The organism is Mesorhizobium sp. M0184 (assembly GCF_040322215.1).
Classification (GTDB): domain Bacteria; phylum Pseudomonadota; class Alphaproteobacteria; order Rhizobiales; family Rhizobiaceae; genus Mesorhizobium.
Window position 1 is genome coordinate 55,855 of the sequence record NZ_JAMYSZ010000011.1, and the last position, 21,467, is coordinate 77,321.

Annotated in this window: 19 protein-coding genes; 12 read left to right on the forward strand and 7 right to left on the reverse strand. The window is 62.3% G+C overall.

Annotated features, from left to right (window positions below; translation table 11 throughout):
- Nucleotide 1 precedes the first annotated feature (1 nt).
- Nucleotides 2-2,089, forward strand: a complete 2,088-nt coding sequence (locus NKJ23_RS15555) for a hypothetical protein (RefSeq protein ID WP_352680861.1) — start codon at nucleotides 2-4, stop codon at nucleotides 2,087-2,089.
- 172 nt (nucleotides 2,090-2,261) lie between these two features.
- On the opposite strand, the gene clpS is transcribed toward NKJ23_RS15555, so the two are convergent.
- From clpS to NKJ23_RS15570, 3 genes are all read right to left on the reverse strand, one after another.
- On the reverse strand, nucleotides 2,262-2,567 hold the full coding sequence (gene clpS / locus NKJ23_RS15560; RefSeq protein WP_023679498.1) for an ATP-dependent Clp protease adapter ClpS: 306 nt from the start codon (nucleotides 2,565-2,567) through the stop codon (nucleotides 2,262-2,264).
- Nucleotides 2,568-2,824: 257 nt separating this feature from the next.
- Nucleotides 2,825-3,040, reverse strand: a complete 216-nt coding sequence (locus NKJ23_RS15565) for a hypothetical protein (protein WP_352450529.1) — start codon at nucleotides 3,038-3,040, stop codon at nucleotides 2,825-2,827.
- A 36-nt stretch (nucleotides 3,041-3,076) separates the two neighbouring features.
- Nucleotides 3,077-3,421, reverse strand: coding sequence for a hypothetical protein (locus NKJ23_RS15570; RefSeq protein WP_023679500.1), 345 nt, complete (start codon nucleotides 3,419-3,421; stop codon nucleotides 3,077-3,079).
- A 237-nt stretch (nucleotides 3,422-3,658) separates the two neighbouring features.
- Between NKJ23_RS15570 and NKJ23_RS15575 the strand changes: the two genes are divergently transcribed.
- Nucleotides 3,659-4,375, forward strand: coding sequence for a response regulator (locus tag NKJ23_RS15575; RefSeq protein ID WP_352568020.1), 717 nt, complete (start codon nucleotides 3,659-3,661; stop codon nucleotides 4,373-4,375).
- Nucleotides 4,372-5,781 (forward strand): ATP-binding protein, encoded by a 1,410-nt coding sequence (locus tag NKJ23_RS15580; RefSeq protein WP_352680863.1) that lies wholly within the window; start codon nucleotides 4,372-4,374, stop codon nucleotides 5,779-5,781. The genes NKJ23_RS15575 and NKJ23_RS15580 overlap by 4 nt, the downstream gene beginning before the upstream one ends.
- 237 nt (nucleotides 5,782-6,018) lie before the next feature.
- Here NKJ23_RS15580 and choV read toward each other — a convergent pair whose 3' ends face one another.
- The 3 genes from choV to NKJ23_RS15595 form a co-directional block, all read right to left on the reverse strand.
- Entirely contained in the window at nucleotides 6,019-7,200 is a 1,182-nt protein-coding gene (choV, locus tag NKJ23_RS15585; RefSeq protein ID WP_023679503.1) for a choline ABC transporter ATP-binding protein, read from the reverse strand.
- Nucleotides 7,197-8,051 (reverse strand): choline ABC transporter permease subunit, encoded by an 855-nt coding sequence (choW, locus tag NKJ23_RS15590; protein WP_254819158.1) that lies wholly within the window; start codon nucleotides 8,049-8,051, stop codon nucleotides 7,197-7,199. Before choW ends, choV begins: the two co-directional genes overlap by 4 nt.
- Before the next feature lie 118 nt (nucleotides 8,052-8,169).
- The gene (locus NKJ23_RS15595; RefSeq protein ID WP_352575760.1) at nucleotides 8,170-9,105 is read right to left on the reverse strand and encodes a choline ABC transporter substrate-binding protein; all 936 of its coding nucleotides are present in this window, start codon (nucleotides 9,103-9,105) and stop codon (nucleotides 8,170-8,172) included.
- 237 nt (nucleotides 9,106-9,342) lie between these two features.
- Between NKJ23_RS15595 and NKJ23_RS15600 the strand changes: the two genes are divergently transcribed.
- From NKJ23_RS15600 to NKJ23_RS15635, 8 genes are all read left to right on the forward strand, one after another.
- Nucleotides 9,343-9,954, forward strand: coding sequence for a thymidine kinase (locus NKJ23_RS15600; RefSeq protein WP_352680866.1), 612 nt, complete (start codon nucleotides 9,343-9,345; stop codon nucleotides 9,952-9,954).
- A 127-nt stretch (nucleotides 9,955-10,081) separates the two neighbouring features.
- Nucleotides 10,082-10,471, forward strand: a complete 390-nt coding sequence (locus NKJ23_RS15605; RefSeq protein ID WP_352450535.1) for a c-type cytochrome — start codon at nucleotides 10,082-10,084, stop codon at nucleotides 10,469-10,471.
- A 215-nt stretch (nucleotides 10,472-10,686) separates the two neighbouring features.
- Nucleotides 10,687-11,775, forward strand: coding sequence for a hypothetical protein (locus tag NKJ23_RS15610; RefSeq protein ID WP_352680869.1), 1,089 nt, complete (start codon nucleotides 10,687-10,689; stop codon nucleotides 11,773-11,775).
- Between the two features lie 35 nt (nucleotides 11,776-11,810).
- Nucleotides 11,811-12,956, forward strand: a complete 1,146-nt coding sequence (locus NKJ23_RS15615; protein WP_352565770.1) for a hypothetical protein — start codon at nucleotides 11,811-11,813, stop codon at nucleotides 12,954-12,956.
- A gap of 24 nt (nucleotides 12,957-12,980) precedes the next feature.
- Nucleotides 12,981-14,891 carry an AAA family ATPase gene (locus NKJ23_RS15620; RefSeq protein ID WP_352680872.1) on the forward strand — a complete coding sequence of 637 codons (1,911 nt, stop codon included), beginning with the start codon at nucleotides 12,981-12,983 and terminating at the stop codon, nucleotides 14,889-14,891.
- A 198-nt stretch (nucleotides 14,892-15,089) separates the two neighbouring features.
- Nucleotides 15,090-16,388 (forward strand): DUF6638 family protein, encoded by a 1,299-nt coding sequence (locus NKJ23_RS15625; protein WP_352680874.1) that lies wholly within the window; start codon nucleotides 15,090-15,092, stop codon nucleotides 16,386-16,388.
- A 14-nt stretch (nucleotides 16,389-16,402) separates the two neighbouring features.
- A complete protein-coding gene (locus tag NKJ23_RS15630; RefSeq protein ID WP_023679513.1) occupies nucleotides 16,403-17,527 on the forward strand; it encodes a DUF2333 family protein in 1,125 nt (374 codons plus the stop codon).
- Nucleotides 17,528-17,834: 307 nt separating this feature from the next.
- Nucleotides 17,835-19,514: a formate--tetrahydrofolate ligase gene (locus NKJ23_RS15635; RefSeq protein ID WP_352680876.1), complete on the forward strand. Its 1,680-nt coding sequence runs from the start codon at nucleotides 17,835-17,837 to the stop codon at nucleotides 19,512-19,514.
- Nucleotides 19,515-19,592: 78 nt separating this feature from the next.
- Here NKJ23_RS15635 and NKJ23_RS15640 read toward each other — a convergent pair whose 3' ends face one another.
- Nucleotides 19,593-20,240 carry a cysteine hydrolase family protein gene (locus NKJ23_RS15640; protein ID WP_352568024.1) on the reverse strand — a complete coding sequence of 216 codons (648 nt, stop codon included), beginning with the start codon at nucleotides 20,238-20,240 and terminating at the stop codon, nucleotides 19,593-19,595.
- A 128-nt stretch (nucleotides 20,241-20,368) separates the two neighbouring features.
- On the opposite strand from NKJ23_RS15640, the gene NKJ23_RS15645 reads away from it, so the two are divergent.
- The gene (locus NKJ23_RS15645) at nucleotides 20,369-21,358 is read left to right on the forward strand and encodes a helix-turn-helix domain-containing protein (RefSeq protein WP_352680878.1); all 990 of its coding nucleotides are present in this window, start codon (nucleotides 20,369-20,371) and stop codon (nucleotides 21,356-21,358) included.
- Nucleotides 21,359-21,467: the final 109 nt, after the last annotated feature.

Below are 21,467 nucleotides of genomic sequence, written 5' to 3' on the forward strand. Positions count from 1 at the left end.
CATGAACTGGTCGCTCTCCTTCGAACCGCTCATCACCTGGCCACTGCTCGCAGTGGTTCTGGTACCGCTGCTGCTGCTGGCGCTGGTCGGCCTTTGGTTTCGCCAGCGCGGCGCGGTCTTCCGCCTGGCAGCCCTGATTGCCCTGGCTGCGGCGCTGCTCAATCCGGTGTTCCTCGACGAAGAACGTGAGCCGCTGAAAAGCATCGTCGCCGTCGTCGTCGACCGCAGCCAGAGCCAGGATATCGACGACCGCACCAAGCAGACAGACGCGGCGTTGGCCGGGCTTCAGCAGCGTCTCGGCCGCTTCAAGCAGTTCGACGTCCGTGTCGTCGAGGCCGGCAAGTCCGAAGCCGCCGACGAGCGCACCGAGACGCGGTTGTTTTCCGCGCTCGAAAATGCTTTCCGCGACGTGCCGCCGTCGCGCATCGGCGGCGCCATCATGATCACCGATGGCGAGGTCCATGACGCGCCGCCCGGCGCGCCCGACTTCAATGCCCCGCTGCATGCGCTGATTACCGGCAACGACCATGAGAAGGACCGCCGCATCCGCTTCGAGAATGCGCCGCGCTTCGGCCTCGTCGGCAAGCCGCTCGACATGACCTATCGCGTCATCGCCACCAACAACGAAACCGGCCCGGTCGATGTCCGCGTATCGGTCAATGGCGAGCAGGTATCGGTCGAGCACGCCAACATCGGCCAGGCGATGCCGCTGCAAGTGACCATTCCCAGCGCCGGGCGCAACATTGTCGAACTCGCCATCAACCACGAGCCGGGCGAACTCACCGACACCAACAACCGCGCCATCGCGCTGATCGATGGCATTCGCGAAAATCTGCGCGTACTGCTCGTTTCCGGCGAACCGCATGCCGGCGAGCGCACCTGGCGCAATTTGCTGAAATCCGACGCTTCGGTGGACCTCGTGCACTTCACCATCCTGCGCCCGCCGGAAAAGCAGGACGGCACGCCGATCAACGAATTGTCGCTGATCGCCTTCCCGACGCGCGAGCTGTTCGTCGAGAAGATCAAGGATTTCGACCTGATCATCTTCGACCGCTATCAGCACCGCGACGTGCTGCCGATCCTCTATTACGACTACATCTCCGAGTATGTCGAAAAGGGCGGCGCGCTGCTGATCGCGGCAGGCCCCGAATATGCCGGCGAAAGCTCGATCGCCCGCACGCCGCTGATGTCGGCGCTGCCGGCAATGCCGACCGGCGAGGTCATCGACAAGGCCTTCTATCCGCGCCTCACCGATACCGGCCAGCGTCATCCGGTAACGCGCGGGCTCGACGGCTCCGCGACCGAGCCGCCGCACTGGAGCCGCTGGTTCCGCACCATCGGCGTTGAGAACCCCGAGGGCGAGGTGGTGATGAAGGGCGCCGACAACCGGCCGCTGCTGCTGCTCGATCGCAAGGGCGAAGGCCGCGTCGGCATGCTTCTGTCCGACCAGGGCTGGCTGTGGGCGCGCGGCTTCGAGGGCGGCGGCCCCCATGTCCAGCTCTACCGGCGTATCGCCCACTGGCTGATGAAGGAGCCCGAACTCGAGGAAGAGCGGCTGACCGCCGACGGCCGGGGCATGGTGCTTGAAATCCGCCGCCAGACGATGAGCGACGACCCCGGCCCGGCGCAAGTCATCACGCCGTCCGGCAAGGCACTGATCGTCAGGCTCGAGAAATCCGAACCAGGCGTCTTCCTCGGTAGCGTCGAGACCAGCGAAATCGGTCTCTATCAGGTCGGCAATGGCGACCTGACGGCATTGGCCCATGTCGGGCCGGTCAACGCCCCGGAATTCACCGACGTCGTCTCCACCGAGAACCGGCTCAAACCACCGGCTGAGGCAACCGGCGGCAGCGTTCGCCGGCTGGCGCCGGCCTCGGCACTTGGCACTCTCACCAGCACGGTCACGCTGCCCTCGATCGTTCCGGTCCGTTCCTCGGGCGCTGCCTCCGGCGATGACTGGATCGGCCTGCGCACCACCGACGACAGCGTACTCAAGGCCGTCTCGCGCGTGCCGCTGTTCGGCGGCTTCTTGGGGCTCGGCCTGCTGCTTCTGGCGATGGGCTCGATGTGGTACCGCGAAGGGCGGTAACGCGGTTTATCCTTCTCCCCTTGTGGGAGAAGGTGGATTGGCGCGCAGCGCCAAGACGGTTGAGGGGTGCTGGACGGAGTGCCGTCCTTGCCAAGGTGGAACACCCCTCATCCGACCGAGCTTCGCTCGGCCACCTTCTCTCACATGGGGAGAAGGAAGAACGCGAACCGCCCTACTCCTCCGGCTCCGTCGTGAACATCAGCGGGTAACCCTTGGCCTTGCCGGCATCGGTTGCCCGCGCCGCCTTGGTCTCGGCGACATCCCTGGTGAAGACGGCGACAACGCAGACGCCGCGCCGGTGAGCGGTGATCATTATTCTATGCGCCTGGTCTTCGCTGAGCTTGAACTCGGCCTTCAGCACCGTCACGACAAACTCGCGCGGAGTGAAATCGTCATTGACCAGGATGACCTTGTAGAGCTTCGGCCGTTCGACTTTCGGCTTCGTGCTGGTACGGGGTTTTGTCGTGATTTCAGGCATTGGACCGGCAATTGCGTACGACAGCTTTGCGGTCATTTTGACATGGGCAAAAGCGGTCGTCCATTCAACCGCGCGCGATCGGCTTCCCGGCAGGCGCAGTTCAAAAGTCTGTGCCTATGTGGGAACTGCCGTCTGGCGTTCAACGGGGGGTGTGGGCCGGGACTGGCCCTACTGTCTGCACGCAACAAAAAAGACGACCGCTCCAGGCAAATCGCAACTGGAGCGGTCTTCTCATAGGGTAGAAAGATGTCGCTTGATCAGGCCTTGGGAGCTGCCTTGACCGCGTGCTTCTTGTGCTTCTTGACGGTCTTCTTGGCAGCGACCTTCTTCACGGCCTTGGCCGGCGCAGCGGTCGTCGTTGTCGTCGCAGCCGGGGTGGTGGTCGCGGCATTGGCGCTGCTGGCGCCGAGAACCGGCATCGAGACGGCCAGCGCGATGGCGAGACCGAGGGCGGAGAGGAGGGACTTTTTCATGGCTTCACTTCCTTTTTGTGCAGATCGGATTGAGTGTCACTGAACGGGATCGATCGGTGTCACTCCAAGCAGCTTCAAAGCGTTCGCGAGCATCCGGATTCCCTGTGCCTGTTTCTTGTTGGCGCAGAACCGGTTTCCCTTTCTTTGAAGTGCTTTCGCAGCGGTGACCTGCGTTGCCGCGGCATGGGTTTCGAGGGCTTCGTCAAACTGCCGGTTCAGATCGATGCAACGCTCGCTGCGGGTGGTCGCCACCTTTGCATCGGCCGCCTTTGCATTGGCCACCTTCGCATCGGCCAGTTTTGCGTCGGCATGTTCGACCGCGGCCGTGACGAGCGAAATGGAAAGCAACGCACCCATCAGACTGATCGAGAACCTTTGCATTCGTCTGTCCGTAATCCCGTAACGCGTGTCGCAGCCGATGACCTGACCGCCACGGCACCACTTATGCCTTTGATTTTTTTCGGCAGTTTTTCCGGATTGTAGAATTTTGTTTCTGGATTGTTTCTGGGCAGCCCGGATCGGGCCGCCGATCTCCACTGGCCAACTTATGGCCTGAATTCTATCGTCTGGCTGACGGCCGAAGCAGCGCTTGGGCGATCCACAAATGACAGGTTCCCTGTGAAATCCGACCCCCACATACTGATCGTCGACGACGACAAGGGCATTCGCGACCTCCTTCAGGAATTTTTCCAGAAGCGAGGGCTGCATACATCGATCGCCGCCGACGGCACCGAGATGGAGACCATCCTGCGCCGCGCCCAGGTCGACCTGATCGTCCTGGACGTCATGCTGCCCGGCAAGAGCGGGCTGGAGCTCTGCCGCGAGTTGCGCGCCAATTATTCGACGCCGATCATCATGCTGACCGCGGTTACCGAAACTACCGACCGCGTGGTTGGGCTGGAGATGGGCGCCGACGACTACGTGCCGAAACCCTTCGATCCGCGCGAGCTGCTCGCACGCATTCGTGCCGTCTTGAGACGCAATGGCGCCGCCGAACCGCGACGCGCCGCCTCGCGGCAGATCTACCATTTCGCCGGCTGGACGATGGACTGTTCGCGCCGCCGGCTGATGGCGCCCGGCGACGTCAGGATCGAGCTGACGATGGCCGAATTCAATCTCCTGCAGACCTTCGTCAAGAGCGCGCAGCGCGTACTGAGCCGCGAGCAGCTGATCGAGCTGTCCGGCGGCGACAGCGGCTACAGCTTCGACCGCAGCGTCGACATTCTGGTCAGTCGGCTGCGGCGCAAGATGGAGGACGACCCGAAAACGCCGAAGCTGATCTTGACCGTGCGCAGCGGCGGCTACCAGTTCCTGCCTGAGACGACCTCCGAATGAGACGCATCCTGCCGCAAACGCTGCCGGTCTGGGTGCTGCTCATCGTCATCGCCGGCCTGCTGATCAGCCAGATCGCGACCCTTTACATCGTTTCGCGCGACCGTGCCGCCGCCAATGACGTCGTCGATCTCTATCGGCTGAACGACCGCGCCTTCTCGCTGGTGCAGCTGATGCATGATGCTAAGCCGGAACAGCGCAAGGCGACGGCCTCCGGCCTGTTCAACGCCACTTATGCGCTCACCGTCTCCGACACGCCCGCCGTTACTTCGTCGATAGCCGGCGACGACGAGCTGGCCGAATTGGAAGACATATTGGTCGGTCGGCTATCGAAGTTCGGCATCACCGACGCGCGGGTCCGCCGCGACCCGGCAACGCACGAAGCCGACGCTCCCGGTGGGACGGTCGCCGGTCCCGATATCGGCCAGGTCGAGCGCGACCTGCTGGTGCTGGCGGCCGATTTCGCCCAGAGCGACAAGCTGACCGCTTCGCTTCGCTTTGCCGACGGCCAATGGCTGAACTTCACCGAGCCGAACACACCGGCCGGACCGATACTGAGCTTCGATAGCGTGCCGCTCTATGCCTTGATCGCCGGGCTGGTGGTGGCTTCCTCGATCTGGTCGTTGCGCCGGCTGACGGCGCCCTACCGGATGATGGAGACCGCGGTGAAGCGGATCGGCGAGGACCTGAAAAGCCCGCCAATCGCCGAGAGCGGCAGCCGCGAGGTGCGTACCGCGGCAAAGGCGGTCAATGCCATGCAGGCGAGGCTGCGCGCCTACGTCGAGGACCGCGAGCATCTTGCGGCCGCACTGGCGCACGACCTGCGCACGCCGCTGACCAGGATGCGGCTGCGCCTCGAACTGCTGAGGAATTCGTCCGTGCGCGCCGCACTGGCGCACGACCTCGCCGACATCGAAGGCATTGCCAGCTCGGTCATCGACTTCGCCACTTTCGAGGTGACCGAGGAGAAGAGCGAGAGGATCGATTTCTGGTCGCTGGTAGAATCGATCGCCGACGACTTCGACGAGGTCTCCTTCGACAATGAGGACGCGCGCTCGCGCGGCCTGATCTGCGTCGCGCGGCCGGTCGCGCTACGGCGCTGTGTCACCAACCTCGTCCAGAACGCGGTGACCTATGGCAAGAGGGCGCATCTCAGCCTGCGTCAATCAGGCAAGACAATCACGCTGGCGATCCATGACGAGGGTCCGGGCATACCGCAAGCCGAGCTCGACGCCGTGTTCGACTCGTTCGTGCGCCTGGAACAGTCGCGCAACCGTCAGACCGGCGGCCTCGGCCTCGGCTTGACCATCGCCCGCAACATCGCCCGTAGCGCCGGCGGCGAAGTCAGCCTGTCCAACCATCCCGATGGCGGCCTGATGACGGAGCTGCGCCTGCCGCTGGCGGTTTAGCTTGCGGTATCGGGCTAAGCCGGCGTTCCTTCGCGCCCCCTCTGTTCTGCTGGACACCTCCTCCACAGGTGGGGAGATTGGCCGTCGTCGCCGATTTCGCCAATTACAAACGTTGGAATGTGAGAGCCGTCCGCGAAACCGCCGATCTCCCCCCAAGTGGGAGAGATGTCCGACAGGACAGAGGGGGGCGCGACAGAACTCGGCGTTTGGTCTTGGTTCTCTCCCCAAGGAGAAAAACTATCTTCGCAGGACCGCGCTCAGCACATCCCTGACGCCAATGGCGCCGACGAAGCGCGACTGGTCGTCGAACAGCGCCACCGGTGCGGTCTGCGAGCGATGCATGGCCAGCATCACGGTCTTCAGCGAGGTGCCGGGATTGGCCCAGAATACCTGAGCCGTCTCCTCCGGCTGGGCTTCGACATCGGCGCAGGACACCCAGACCGCCGGCTTGCCGTCGCGCTCGGCCGCCGCCACCAGCCCATGCTCGTCGATCTTGAAACGCGTCGTCCTGCGCCGGTCGAGCCACACCCAGCCGTTCTCGCCGTGTTCGAGGTCGCGGCGGTCGCGCATGACGTTCCACGCAGTCAGCACCGAGAGCGGGTTCACATTGGCGATGAAGTCGCGGACATAGTCGTTGGCGGGCCGCAGCACGATGTCTTCCGGCGCGCCGGTTTGCACGATGCGCCCGCCTTCCATGATGGTGATATGGGTGCCGATCTTCAGCGCCTCCTCGAGGTCGTGGCTGACGAAGATGATGGTCTTCTTCAGCTCGGCCTGGAGCTGCAGCAACTCGTCCTGCAGCTTGGTCCGGATCAGCGGATCGAGCGCCGAGAACGGCTCGTCCATGAGCAGGATCGGCGCCTCGGTGGCAAAGGCGCGCGCCAGGCCGACGCGCTGCTGCATGCCGCCGGAAAGCTCATGCGCATATTTCTTCGACCACTGGTCGAGATGAACCAGCTTCAGTTGCCTGTTCACCCGCTCCTTGCGCTCGGCTTCGGGTACGCCGGCGAGCTCGAGGCCAAGGCCGACATTCTCCTCCACCGTGCGCCACGGCAGCAGGCCGAACTGCTGGAACACCATCGCCACCTGCTTCTGCCGCAGCCGCCGAAGCGTCGCCTCGTCGCAGGTGACGACGTCGACCGTACCGTCGCCGTCCTTGACCAGCACCTGGCCGCGCGAGACGACGTTCAGCCGGTTGACGGCTCTGAGCAGCGTCGATTTGCCGGAGCCGGAAAGCCCCATCAGCACCGAGATCTCGCCCTCGTTCACGGTGAGGCTGGCGCCGGCGCAGCCCAGCACATTGCCGGTCTGTTCGAGGATCTCGGCTCGGGTGGCACCACTGTCGATCAGCGCCAGCGAGCCTGCCTGGTCGGCGCCGAAGACGATGTCGACATTCCTGAAATCGACGGCGACGGTCATTTCTTGCCTCCCACGCCGATGCGCGTCATCCGGTCGAGCACGATGGCGAGCACGACGATCGCCAGCCCTGCCTCAAGCCCGAGGTCGATCCTGCGCGAACCAAGCGCCCGGTTGATTTCCGTACCGAGGCCGCCGGCGCCGATCAGGGCGGCGAACACCACCATCGACAGCGACAGCATGATCGACTGGGTCAGCCCAGCCATGATGGTCGGCAGCGCCGAAGGCAGCTCGACCTTCCACAGCAGCTGGCGCTTGGTGGCGCCGAACGCCTCGCCCGCCTCGACGATCGATTTCGGCACCGAGGTGACGCCGAGATGGGTGAGCCGAACCGAGGTCGGGATGACGAAGATGATGGTGACGATCAGGCCGGGCGCGTTGCCGAGGCCGAACAGGGTCAGCACCGGGATCAGGTAGACGAAGGTCGGCAATGTCTGCATCAGGTCGAGCACCGGCAGCATGACGCGATACACCTTCGGCTTGTGCGCGGCCCAGATGCCGAGCGGCACGCCGATGGCCATCGACACGGCGGCGGCGGCGACCACCAGCACCAGCGTCTCCACCGTCTGCTTCCACAGGTTCTGGTTGAGGATGAACAGCAATCCGATGAATACCGCCAAAGCCAGGCCTTTCGAGCGCTGCAGGAAATAGGCGAGCAGAGCGATCAGCGCGATCAGCAGAACCGGCGGCAGCAACAGCAGCCCGTCGACGATGCCGTCGAGCAGGAAGTTGAGGCTGTTGGAAAAAGCCCTGAAGATGGTGTCGAAATTGTCGGTGAGAAAGCCGAAAAACGCCTTCCCCCATGCCCCGATGGGAATCTTGTAACTGACCAGGAATTTGGAGATCGGATCCATCTAGCCCCTCTTCTGCCGGCGCCGTCCTTCGCCGGACGGTCATCTTGTCACAGGATATGAAAAAGGGCAGCCATTTCTACCGTGGCTGCCCCTTGTCTCGTCATACCAGATGGTCGGGTCAGCTTCCGAGCGCCGTTTTTACCGCAGCCGCCGCATCGCCGCCGTCGAAGGTGGTGACGCCGGCGATCCAGGGAGCGACCGCGTCCGGGTGCTTCTTCAGCCAGTCGGTCGCGACCGTATTGGCATCGCCGCCCTTCAGGATCGCGTCCATCATCTCGCCTTCCATGTCCAGGTTGAACTTCAGATTGGCGATGAACTTGCCGGCGTTCGGGCATTCGCTCATGTAGCCCTTGCGTACATTGGTATGCACGGTGGCAGCACCAAAGCCGCTATCTCCCATCCCCTCGAGATAGGTGATCTTCATGGCGCCCATCACCGGATGCGGCGTCCAGCCGAGGAAGGCGATCCATTCATTGTTCTTCATCGACTGGTCGGCCTGGGTGAGCATGCCGGCCTCGGAAGATTCGACCAGTTCGAAGCCTTCGAGATTGGTCTTCGGATCCTTGATCATGTCGAGGATGATCCGGTTGCCGTCATTGCCGGCTTCAATGCCGTAGATCTTGCCGTCAAACTTGTCCTTGAACTTGCCGAGATCGGTCAGCGTCTTGACACCGGCATCGGCGACATAGGTTGGCACGACAATGCCGTAGCCGGCACCGCTGAGATTTTCGCTGACGGTCTCGACCGAGCCTTCGGCGGCATAGTCTTTGATGTCGTTGGTCATCGACGGCATCCAGTTTCCGAGAAACACGTCGAGGTCTTTGTTCTTCAGCGACGCATAGGTCACTGGCACCGAAAGCTGGATCACCTGCGGCTCGTAGCCGAGCGCGGTGAGCAGCACCGAGGCTATGCCTGTGGTCGCCTGTATGTCGGTCCAGCCGACATCGGACAGACGCACCGTTTTGCAGCTTTCCGGATCGCCGGCGAAGGCCCCAGTCGTGGATAGAAAAACCGCCAGGCCGAGGCCGGCGACGAATGAACTCATACGCGACATGAAAATTCTCCCATTTCAGTTCTCGGTGAAGCGAAGCGACGGTTTTATCTCCGCCTTTGTTCCGTCAGCCAAACATCATTCTGCTGCGGTTTCAAGCACTAAGGCAATCACGAACAACGGCGCAGGCTGGCCGATCAGCGACACGCCCGCCGCTTTCCGGATGGAAGTCGCCTTTTCCCGGTGGAATGTAGGCGCTCCCCCTCCCCGCTTTGTTGCAACTCGGCTTAAAAGGACGGCATGGCCAAGCTGTACTTCCATTATGCGACGATGAATGCCGGCAAGACGACGATGCTGTTGCAGGCCTCTTATAATTACCGCGAGCGCGGCATGACGACGATGCTGTTCATCGCCGGCCACTACCGCAAGGGCGATACCGGGCTGATCTCGTCGCGCATCGGCCTGGAGACGGAAGCCGAGATGTTCCGCGACGGCGACGACCTGTTCGCCCGGGTCGCCGAGCATCACGACCACGCCACGGTCCATTGCGTCTTCGTCGATGAGGCGCAGTTCCTCGAAGAGGAGCAAGTCTGGCAACTCGCCCGCATCGCCGACCGGCTGAACATCCCGGTCATGTGCTACGGCCTGCGCACCGATTTCCAGGGCAAGCTGTTTTCCGGATCGCGCACCCTGCTGGCAATCGCCGACGACCTGCGCGAGGTGCGCACCATCTGCCGTTGCGGCCGCAAGGCGACGATGGTGGTGCGCCTCGGCGCCGACGGCAAGGTGGCGAAACAGGGCGAACAGGTGGCGATCGGCAAGGATGTCTATGTCTCGCTCTGCCGCCGCCATTGGGAAGAAGAAATGGGCCGCGCCGTGCCCGACGATTTCATAGGCTTCACCAGAACCTGACCAGCGCTATTGCTTTCATCCGACCTCCCGGCCGACATTCGTTCGCCAATCGCGCCATCGTGCGGCGCTTGTTTAAGGCCTGCTTCCTATTTCAGAACCTCTCAGCCAGAGCCGTCGGGGAGTTCCCATGCTTCGAGCCATTTCGTCTGCCGCTGCTTTCCTCATCGCCGGCGCTCTTGCCGCGCATGCCGACGGCGATGCCGCTCTCGGCAAGAAAGTCTTCAACAGATGCGTGGCCTGTCATGAGGCAACGAGCGACCACGACAAGGTCGGCCCGCATCTGCTGGGTGTCGTCGGCCGCACCGCCGGCACCGCGGACAGTTATCTCAGCCGCTACTCGCAGGGGATGAAGGACGCCGGCGCCGCCGGCCTGGTCTGGGACGAAGCAAACCTCGCCGAATACCTGCGCGCGCCGCGGCAGAAGGTCCCCGGCAACAAAATGGCCTTCTCCGGCCTGACCAGCGACGACGACATCGCCAATGTCATCGCCTACCTCAAGGCCGATCCCAAGCCCTGAGCGTCGCTCCCGACCTAAAGTCCAGCCGCGGTTGAAGCGGTGTCTGACCGGACGGCAGTTACACCGTAATCATTGCCTGACTATCCTGCGGTCGGCCTCCTGAAATTCTTTTGTTTTCCTGTAATCCCATGGCTTCCGTCTTTCATTCGCCAAACCCGGCACATATATTCGCGGCGGTTTGCGAAACGAAACCGATGCCGAAGCGGGAGGCCCCAATGGCGACATTGCAGAATTTCGATGCCGAGATTGCCAAGACCAAGCAGGTCGTAGAGGACATGCGCACCAAGATCGAGCAGTCCGGTACTGTGCTCGACACGCTCGCCACCGCCGACAAGAAGATCGGCGACGCCAATTTCGACATCGAGAATGCCCGCATTGAGGATGTGCTGAAGCAGCAGAAGGTGATGGAAGGCAATATCGCCGACCTGATTATCGGCCTCGAGGACGCCACCAACGTCTTCGGCGCCGAATTCGAGAGCATGAAGAACTACACCGGCTGGGAAAATTTCGTCGGTGTCTTCTCCAGCCAGCGCAAGCAGCGCCTGCGCACCGACCGCGTCCGCAACATGTCGCTGGCCGGCAATCTGCAGGAGCTGCTGGCGAAATCCGACACCATCGTCGGCATCCTCAAGGCGCAGAAGCAGGTTCTCGACACGCGCTACAAGACCTCCGAGGCCAGCCTGTCGCAGGTGATCGAGCGCCGCAAGACCACCATGTCCAATCTCGAGACCGTGCAGAAGCGCATCGAGGAGCTCAACCCGATGCTGCTCGACATCGAGAACAAGATCGCCGCCTCGACCAGCCAGAAGGTGCGCACGCAGCTGGAAGGCGAACGCTCGAAACTGGCCACGGAATACAACGAGAAGCAGGCCAAGGAGCAGGAATTGCTGGCCGAAAGCCAGACGCTGGAGCGCTACACCTCGATTTTCCAGACCTTCGTCGATTCGCTCAACAACCAGATCGCGGCGCAATCGACGCTGATCAACAAGCTGACCATCGATACCGAGCAGCGCATCGTTCTGTACAAGGCGCTGGAAGATTCGCTGAAGACCGCCGCCCAACAGGATGTCGCCCACAAGATCAACACGCTGGGCAGCCAGGTCGACAACACCGCCGAAGAGACCATGGCCGGCATTGGTGCCGCCTCGCAAAAGCACATCGGCGATCTGCTTGAAATGCACGAGAAGAACATGGTCGCCACCGCCGACATCCAGCGCCGCAAGAAGCTCGCCGACGATGCCTTCGCCCGCCGCTTCGACGATGTGATGAAGAAGCACAATTCGGCAAATTACGTGCAGTCGTAATTGCTGCACGTGCACTGCTCCCAGGGGCTGGCAGCATGACCCCCGAAAACGAAGCTGCGGCGCGCTATTTCTCGGCGATCGCGGCGGCACTTGGCGGCCTCGAAGTGTTCATGCGCGACGATCGCTCGCCGCTCTACCGGCACGGCATCGTCGCCAAGGTCGTCGCCGAATATATTGCGCGGCTCGACAAGTCGTTCTCGTGCTGGCGCAACCGGCTGGGCTTCACCGAGACATTCCGCATCTCGCGCGCCGAAAGCGGTTTCCCGGTCTTCCAGAACCTGCTGGAGCTGGAAAACGACCGACTCCAGGCCGATGCGCGCCTCGCCAATCTCCCGCTGGCCGATGAGCTGCGCGAGGAAATGGCGGACTTCATCCTGCGCCACAAGGAATTTCCCGAAGCGCTGCAGAAGTCGATGGCCGAGCGGCTTTACCTCGAGGACGTCAAGAGCGAGACCACCTTCGGCCCGTTCACGCTGGCCCAGACGGTCAAGGTGTCGGTCAATCCGAAGACGTTGCGCCCCTATTATCTGGTCCACTGGGCCTGCTTCGACGGCAGCGCCAACCTGCCGCTTGTGTATATGGTGACGGTCGAGGATTCCTCGGACGACATGATCCGGCAGCTTGTCGACTCCAGTGGCAAACTTAATGAGAGGGTCGACATTCCGCTGCCGGTCGACGGCTTGCTCAATCCCGAGCTTGCCCACCGTTTCGACGATTTCACCGAGAAGAATTCCGCCTACGCGCTGTCGCCGGCGACCATCGCGGTCAACCTCGACAAGGATTTCGAGCCGCTGCATCCCAAGCAACTGCGTCGCGTCGTGCTCGGCCCGTTCTATTCTGCAGGGATTACCGACAACAATTCGACGGTGAGCGAAGTGCTGGCCAAGGTGCGCAAGCCGGAAAACGCCTGGCTGCTGACCTGGACCATCCAGGAGGTCTTTTCCAAGGCCGAAAAGCCAGGCCGCAAGGGGCTGTTTTCGAGCGAAAAGACGACGCAGGAATTCTTCATCAATACCGACGATCTCGAAGCCGCGCGGCAAGGCGTGTCGAGCTATGAGAACCATGCGCTGATTCCGCACGAGGCCTATCAGGCGCTCTATGCCGCCGGCGAGGCGCAGAAGATCTTTTCGGGCTACAAGGTCCACATCCTGTCCAAAGGGCAGGTCATCAGCGACGTATGACCGTCAAATCGCGGAGCATCCTCCATGGACACCGGCCTGACCACCATCCCGGAAGCGGCAATTGAAAAGCACCGTGCCACTGCGCAAAGTTTCATCACTCGCATCGTCGTGCTGGAGGACCCATCGCGCGAGTCCGGCACCGCGCTTGCCGGCACCAACCGCCGCTTCGTCTCTACCGTCTCGGTCGGCTCGGTGCGCCGCACGCGCGAGGTCGAGCTCTCCAAAACCGTCGCCGCCGTCCATTCCGACGACCAGTTGCTGACTATCCCGCAGCACACGCTGTTGTTTCGCGCCCGGCGCGGCACAGCGATAGCGCTGGCCATATCGGATGTCTTCGCCGAGGGCTCGGACCTCGAAAGTCTGCAGGCGAAAAACGCCCGCGCGCCGCTCGAAGGCGATGAAGCTGCCACCTTCAAGAAGCTGCTGTCGGCCTCTGCCTACATCTCCGCCTTCAGCCTTGCCTCCTATTTGTTCCAGCTGATCGACAGCGACGGCGAGGCGCCGAACGACACGCCCGAGCCGGACTTTCTGTTCGACACGCCCCAGGATGCGGTGAAGTCGATCGTGGCCGGGCTCGACAGGGCGATAGCAGGTTCGAAGGACGATGCCGACCTGATGACCCGCGCCCGCGCCTTTGCCCGTGTCGCCATCGACGGGCTGTTGGCGCGAAAGGGCCGCTTCGACGGCATCGGCCCGTTCGAGAACGCGCATATCCGCATCGACGTCGACGATTTTACCCTTGACGGCTTCGACGTCGCGCCGGGTAAGCGGGCAAAGCCGCTGGTGATGACCTTCAAAAAACCGGAAGAGGTCGTCGGCAACCACATCGCCAAATACCAGTCGGTCAAGCTTGCCAAGATGCTGATGGCCTATGACTTCGAGCGCGAGCTGAACCCGTTCGTCGAGCTCGGCGGCTTCCTGTTCACTTTTATCGGCGATGGCGCGCCCGGCACCGGCAAGACAACCTTGATCCAGATGATCGCCGGTCTTCTCAATGGTTATTGCCAGGTCGCCGGCTATCCCTTCGCCTACGAGAATTTCGGCGTCGACCAGATCTCGTCCTACCAGGGCAAGTCCGGCCAGAACTGCCGCCAGTTCGTCAACAATGTGCTGAACCCGCGCGTCATCGGCTTCGGCACCATCGACGATATCGACCAGGTGGCGGCACGCCGGTCCGACGACCGCGCCTCGGCCGGCCAGCAGGAAATCACCGGCGTCCTGATGGACGCCTTTGGAGGTGCGGCGACCGTGGTGCGCGGCAACTGCTCGTTCGGCATGTTCTCCAACTATCCCGAAAACGTCGACGACGCGCTACGCCAGCGCGCCGGCGCGCGCTGGCTGGTCGATGGCCCGCAGAGCCGCGACGACTACATCGACATCTTCGTTCTGCTCGCCGGCAAGAACCACAAGATCCCTCTCGGCGACCACAAGCTCTATGCGGCGCAAGAGATCCAGCGCGCGGTGACGGAAGCTTACGAGGAACATGAGAAGCCACAGGAAGACGGGTTGATGAAGGTCTATGAGCGCTACATGAAGGAGAATGGCGCGCCAAAGACGATGGCCGACATCGGCACTTATCTGCATATGATCAAGGATGCCGAGCCGCGCTTTACCGGCCGCGCCATCAAGAACGTTACCGATGCCATCAAGATGCGCGCCATGGACATCGAATTGCCGGACGAGTGGTTCGAAAAGCCGGAAGCCTTCATGCACAAGGGTTACGACGACAAGAAAGCGATGATCGAGGAGCTGCGCGGGCCATTCTCGATGGACATGGTCATGCAGGAGATCAACCGCTACGCGGATTCCGAGTTCCGCTATTCCGACAAGTCCGATGATGCGGCGGTGACCAAGATGATCCGCGACACCCGTCTGCGGGAGCGTGCCGTGCGCGAGATCGAGGAGTTGAAGAAAAAGGGGCTGTGGAATGCGTGAGATGCGCCGACGCCCCCTTCTCCCCTTGTGGGAGAAGGTGTCGCCGAAGGCGACGGATGAGGGGTATTCGTCAAGCTGGAACACCCCTCATCCGACCGAGCTTCGCTTGGCCACCTTCTCCCACAAGGGGAGAAGGAGCGTTCGCGCCCCTCATCCGCCCTTCGGGCACCTTCTCCCCGTGAACGGGGAGAAGGAATAATGGCCAAGAAACCCGATCTGTTGCGCGACAACGAACTGATCTACGGCCGGCTGCTGACGATCGACGAGCCGCACCTGATCCAGCGCTACAACAAGGCGATGGTCGCGTTCGGCTTGAAGCCGACCAAGCTGAAAAGCTTCGAGATCGACCGCACCGGCTTTTCGCCGCAGGTCGCCGAGGAATGCGGCGACTACAGCTACCTCGATCCGAACGAGGTCAACCGCCGCTTCATCATCCTGACGCCGTCGCAGATCGACCTGCCGGTGGTGCACACGGCGTTCTCCAACACTTCGCTGCTGATGTACGAGTTCATGTCCAAGAACCAGCGCGCCATCGATGCGCTGACGATCAAGGACGTCATCTACGGCGAGATCGAGGATTCGGTCCCCAAGGTCGACGACATCGAGGACCTGCTGTCGATCAATCAGGTCGAGTTCAAGGTGTTGTCGGCGGAGGATGTGCTCGGCAAGGCCGCCGAACTCGGCAAGCTGGTCGACCGGCTGAAGCAGGAGCCGGATGCCTGGCGCGACAACGCCATGCTGGCCCACATGGTCGAGCTGGCGAAGATCTGCGGCGACATCCGCGAGAATGCGCTGGTGCCGGACCAGGTGATCTTCCGCCACAATGCCTATTGGACCAGCCATTTCGGCGGACTTTATGTGTTCGTCGATCCCGACGTGACGACGGTGATCAGCGACCCGGCAGCGCCCGGTTTCCGCCGCTCGCGGCCATGGCAGGTGAGTTACCTTTCGATCCACGATGCCGACAAGGTATTCAAGTTCCTCGCCTCGACCGGCCGCATCGAGCTGCCGCGCGCCTCATGGATCGAAACCTCCGGTTATCTCGAGCATCGCGCCGAAATGGTGGTGCGCGCGCTGATCCGCGACGCCGATCCCGACCGCAATCTGACCGACGTCGACAAGGTCTGGCTGCAGACCTGGATCCACGGCCATACCGATCTGATCACCAGGGACGGCAATTTTCCCTTCCTCAACGCCGCCAAGCGCGAGATCGCCCAGCTCGGCCATCTCAAGATAGAGGACGTGTTCCCGCAGCAGCGCTTCCTGGTCATCCGCGCCAAGCCGGACCATCCCGACGCCTGGCTGACCAACCAGCTGATCTCGGACTTCGTGCCGCAGGACTTCGTTTCGCGTTACGTCTTCAACAAGCCGGGCTTCTACAGGGACTATGAAGGCTTCAGCGACGCCTGGCGATCGCATGTTGTGGACGTTCTGAAAACCACATATCTGAAGGACAAGGTGGCGTTTCGCACACGCCTCTACGGCTTGACTGACTGAGGGGTGACATCGCCATGCTTGATCCGATCGTGAATTTCTTCACCCGGATTTTCCAGTGGATTGGCCGCGGCATCGGCCTGCTCATCGGCGCGATCCTGTGGCCGTTCCTGTGGGCGGGGCGCTGGTACACGCAACGCGGCTGGATCCTGAAGGCGGTGCTCGGCCTGGCTGTGCTCGTGCTGATCGGTCTCTATGTCAACTTCTTCTACGCCACCCAGTGGTGGAACAATTTCGACCCGAATTACGTCGACAAATACACGTTCGAAAAACGCAACAGCTCCGCCGGTGAACAGGTTTCCGCGGGCGCCGGCACCGACACGGCCAAGACCTGCGGAAATTCAGCCATTGCCCAGGTCGCTGCCGACCTGACCGACTTCAACGTCAACCAGAATGCCTGGGTGTCGTCGATGATCCTCTACAAGCTCGGCCTGTTCGGCATCGACTGGGACCACACGCCGTTCATGGACAACAAGGCTTCGTTCCAGCGCGGCATCAACCAGGCGGTGCGGCGCACGGCGACCGAACTTGCCGATAATCTCGGCCGCGTCCGCACCACTTCGCAGATCGACGCCGACCTGCAGGACGCCCGCGGCAATCTGCAGTTTGATGAGGAAACCTGGTACTTCGGCTTGAACCCGTTCGGTCCCAAGACGCCGACGCCGAGCTACTATCGCGACGCAGTGCGCAAGCTGCGTTCCTTCAACGCCCGCCTCGCAGCCTGCCAGGCGACGTTCGATGCCCGCGCCGACAATCTCAAGCAGTATATCGACCGCATCTCGTCCGACATCGGTTCGACCTCGGCGATCCTCAAGGAGCGTGCCGAAAACCACAATAATGGCTGGTTCGACACTCGCGCCGACGACCGCTTCTGGTTCGCCTATGGCCAGCTCTATGCCTATTACGGGCTGATGAAGGGCGCACAGGCCGACTTCGAGGACGTCATCAAGGAAAAGCACCTGCAGAACCTGTGGGATACGATGGACGCGCAGTTCGTCTCGGCGCTGCGCATCCAGCCCTTCATCATCGCCAATGGCCGCGAGGACGGCTGGCTGTTGCCGACACATCTGACGACGATGGGTTTTTACATACTCAGGGTGCGCTCGAACATGGTCGAGATCAGCAACGTGCTGACGCAGTAGCGGATCGTCCCGCACAGCCGGCGCTGGTGAATTTGCGCCGTTGCTTCTGTCGCTTTTCGCGTATTACGCGGCTGTTTTGAGACGGCGGAACCGCGCCTGCTCTGGCTTCTATACGGCGCGGCAACCGGCGCGAAAAGAACCTGTAGCAGGGCAGCCGGCCGCAGAGGCATTTTCTTCGTAGGAAACATAGTTGCATGAAAGTTGACGCCGCGGCAGCGACAGGGGTAGAACATGCCCGCGCCTGCAATGCCGGGCTATTCTTGCGACCACACTAGTCAAATCCGTCCAATTCAGAGGGAAGTCGTCCATGGCCGAAGTGAAGTCCGACATCGAGATCGCGCGCGGCGCCAGGAAGAAGCAGATCCAGGAGATCGGCCAGAAGATCGGCATTCCGAGCGAACATCTTCTGCCCTACGGCCACGACAAGGCGAAGATCTCGGCCGAGTTCATCAAGTCGGTGAAGGGCAACAAGGATGGCAAGCTGATCCTCGTCACCGCCATCAACCCGACACCGGCCGGCGAAGGCAAGACGACGACGACGGTGGGCTTGGGCGATGGCCTCAACCGCATCGGCAAGAAGGCCATCGTCTGCATCCGCGAGGCTTCGCTCGGACCGAATTTCGGCGTCAAGGGCGGTGCCGCCGGCGGCGGCTACGCGCAGGTCGTGCCGATGGAGGACATGAACCTCCACTTCACCGGCGATTTCCATGCCATCACCACCGCGCATAATCTGCTGTCGGCGCTGATCGACAACCACATCTATTGGGGCAACGAGCTCGGCATCGACACCCGCCGTGTCGTCTGGCGCCGCGTCATGGACATGAACGACCGGTCGCTGCGCGAGATCATCTGTTCGCTCGGCGGCGTCGCCAACGGTTTCCCGCGCGAGGCCGGTTTCGACATCACAGTCGCCTCGGAAGTCATGGCCATCCTGTGCCTGTCGACCGACCTGAAGGACCTGGAAAAGCGCCTCGGCGACATCATCGTCGCCTATCGTCGCGACAAGTCGGCCGTCCATGCGCGCGACCTCAAGGCCGACGGCGCCATGGCCGTACTCTTGAAGGATGCCATGCAGCCCAATCTCGTGCAGACGCTGGAGAACAACCCGGCCTTCGTGCATGGCGGCCCCTTCGCCAACATCGCGCATGGCTGCAACTCCGTCGTTGCCACGACGACGGCGCTGAAGCTTGCCGACTACGTCGTCACCGAAGCCGGTTTCGGCGCCGATCTCGGTGCCGAAAAGTTCTTCGACATCAAATGCCGCAAGGCCGGCCTGAGGCCCGCCGCGGCGGTCATCGTCGCCACGGTTCGCGCCATGAAGATGAACGGCGGCGTCAAGAAGGAGGACCTCGGCAAGGAGAACGTCGAGGCGGTCAAGAAGGGATGTGCGAATCTCGGCCGCCACATCGAGAACATCCGCCAGTTCGGTGTGCCGGCAGTGGTCGCCATCAACCATTTCTACTCCGATACCGAGGCCGAGGTCCAGGCGATGAAGGACTACGTCGCCTCGATGGGCGAAGAGGCGATCCTGTGCAAGCACTGGGCTCAGGGATCGGCCGGCATCGAGGAACTGGCCAAAAGAGTCGTGGCGTTGGCCGAATCCGGCGCGTCGCAATTCGCCCCGCTCTATCCCGACGCCATGCCGCTGTTCGAGAAGATCAACACCATCGTCCAGCGCATCTATCGCGGTTCCGAAGCGATCGCCGACAAATCGGTGCGCGACCAACTCCATGCCTGGGAGCACGCCGGCTACGGTCATTTGCCGGTCTGCATGGCCAAGACGCAATATTCCTTCTCCACCGATCCGAATCTGCGCGGCGCGCCGACCGGCCACACCGTGCCGGTGCGCGAGGTCAGGCTGTCTGCCGGCGCCGGCTTCGTCGTCATCATCTGCGGCGAGGTGATGACCATGCCCGGCCTGCCCAAAGCGCCATCCTCGGAAAAGATTTTCCTGAATGAAATGGGCCAGATCGAAGGCCTGTTTTAGGGATAATCAATGCTCGAACGGCAAAGGGCGCCGCAACGCTGCGGCGCCCTTTTTGGCGACTTCGCGACGAGCTCGTCCCTAAGCCGCGCTTCGCGCCAGCGCGCGCTGGTTGGAGGCATAGGGTGTGTCGTGCTGGGGTACCACGCCGGTCTTCAGGCAATCGATCCACTCGGCGGTTTTGAGAACGGCCGCGAAGCGCGACTGCAATACGACCGTCACGACGCGATGGATTTCCTCCCCCGAAGCGTAGCCGGCGCTGTTGGCGTACGGCAACGATCCCGTTGCGTCCGACAGGAACTCGACCTCAAAACCCATATGCACGGCGTGGATGACCGTCGACAGGTCGCAATTATGCGTCATGTAGCCGATGACTGTGATCGTATCGATAGAGTTGGCGCGCAGCCACTCCTCGAGGTCCGTGCCGGTGAAGGCGCTGGGCAAGTTCTTTTCGATGTAGTGGTCGCGGTTTCGCCTGGCGATTTCCGGGTGCAACTCGGCGCCATGGCTGCCCTTGGCGAACACCGGTGAGGTTTCCGGCGCCAACTGTTTGATGACCACCACCTTGACGCCTGCCTCGGTGGCCGCATCCATCGCTCGCGCCACATTGACGACGCTATCGCGGAAGGGCGGATGCTGGATGGCGAGGTTGCCGCCGTCATAGTCGTTTTGAACATCGATGACGATGAGGGCGCGGCGTGGAGCTTTGCCTTTGGCTGGTTGCGACATGGGGTTTTCCTTTCCCGTTGGACATTGACGGGTGCACGATAAGCTCGGCACCGGATTGCAAGAAGTGTCCCGATTGACATTATTCGAAAGAATTGGGACAATCGGCCTCACCCGTTGCTGGAGCTCCCATGACCGATCCTGCCGTTGCCGCCATCGCCTTCGATGGCATCAGCCCGTTTCATCTCTCCGTGCCGTGTCTCGTGTTCGGCGCGGATCGCACGGAGCTCGGCCTGCCGCGCTTCGACTTCCGGGTCTGCGCGATTGAGGACGGGCCGATCCGCACCGATGCCGGGCTGACCATCAGCGTCCCGCACCGGCTTTCCGCGCTCGATGACGCCGACATCGTCATCGTGCCAAGCTGGAAGGATCTCGGGAGCTCGCCTCCAGCCGCATTGATCGACGCGTTGCTTGGCGCGCACGAGCGCGGCGCGCTGATCGTCGGACTGTGCTTGGGAACGTTCGCTGTTGCGGCGACCGGACTGCTTTCGGGGCGGCGAGCGGCGACGCACTGGGCCTACGCGGATCAGCTGCAGGAACTCTATCCCGACATTCTCGTCGAACCGGAAGTGCTCTACATCGACAATGGCGATGTCGTGACATCCGCCGGTGTCGCCGCCGGGCTCGACTGCTGCCTGCACGTCGTACGGGCTCGTTACGGCGCGGAGGCGGCACTTCGCCTTGCCCGGCAGATCGTGCTTTCTCCGCACAGGCAGGGCGGGCAGGCGCAATTCATCGAACGTCCCATCGCCAGGACCGGCAATGCGGACCGCTTCACCCAGGCTCTCGAAACGGTGCGCAAAACCCTGGGTGGTCCGCACAGTCTGGACAGCGTTGCCGGTCTCGCCGGCCTCACCCGCCGGACGTTCACGCGCCGTTTCCAGAAAACGATCGGCACCAGTTTCGGCGACTGGCTGACCGACCAGCGTGTCCAGCTGGCGCAGCAGCTGCTGGAAGCAACGGAAAAATCGATGGACACGGTTGCCTTCGAGGCCGGCTTCGGCAGCGCTACCTCGCTGCGCCAGCACTTCGCAGCGCGCCTCAGAACCTCGCCGGCGCAGTACCGGCGCGAATTCTCGAGGAGTGCTCAGGAGCAGCGCGTGGCGCACATGCCGAGGTGAAATTCGGCTCGCGCTCGATTCCAGGGCAATCGCTTCAGTGCCGACGTTGGACTGCCAGCTGGCCCGAGTAGGCTATCTTTTCTCTCGAAGCGATTGCCCTGCTCTCGAT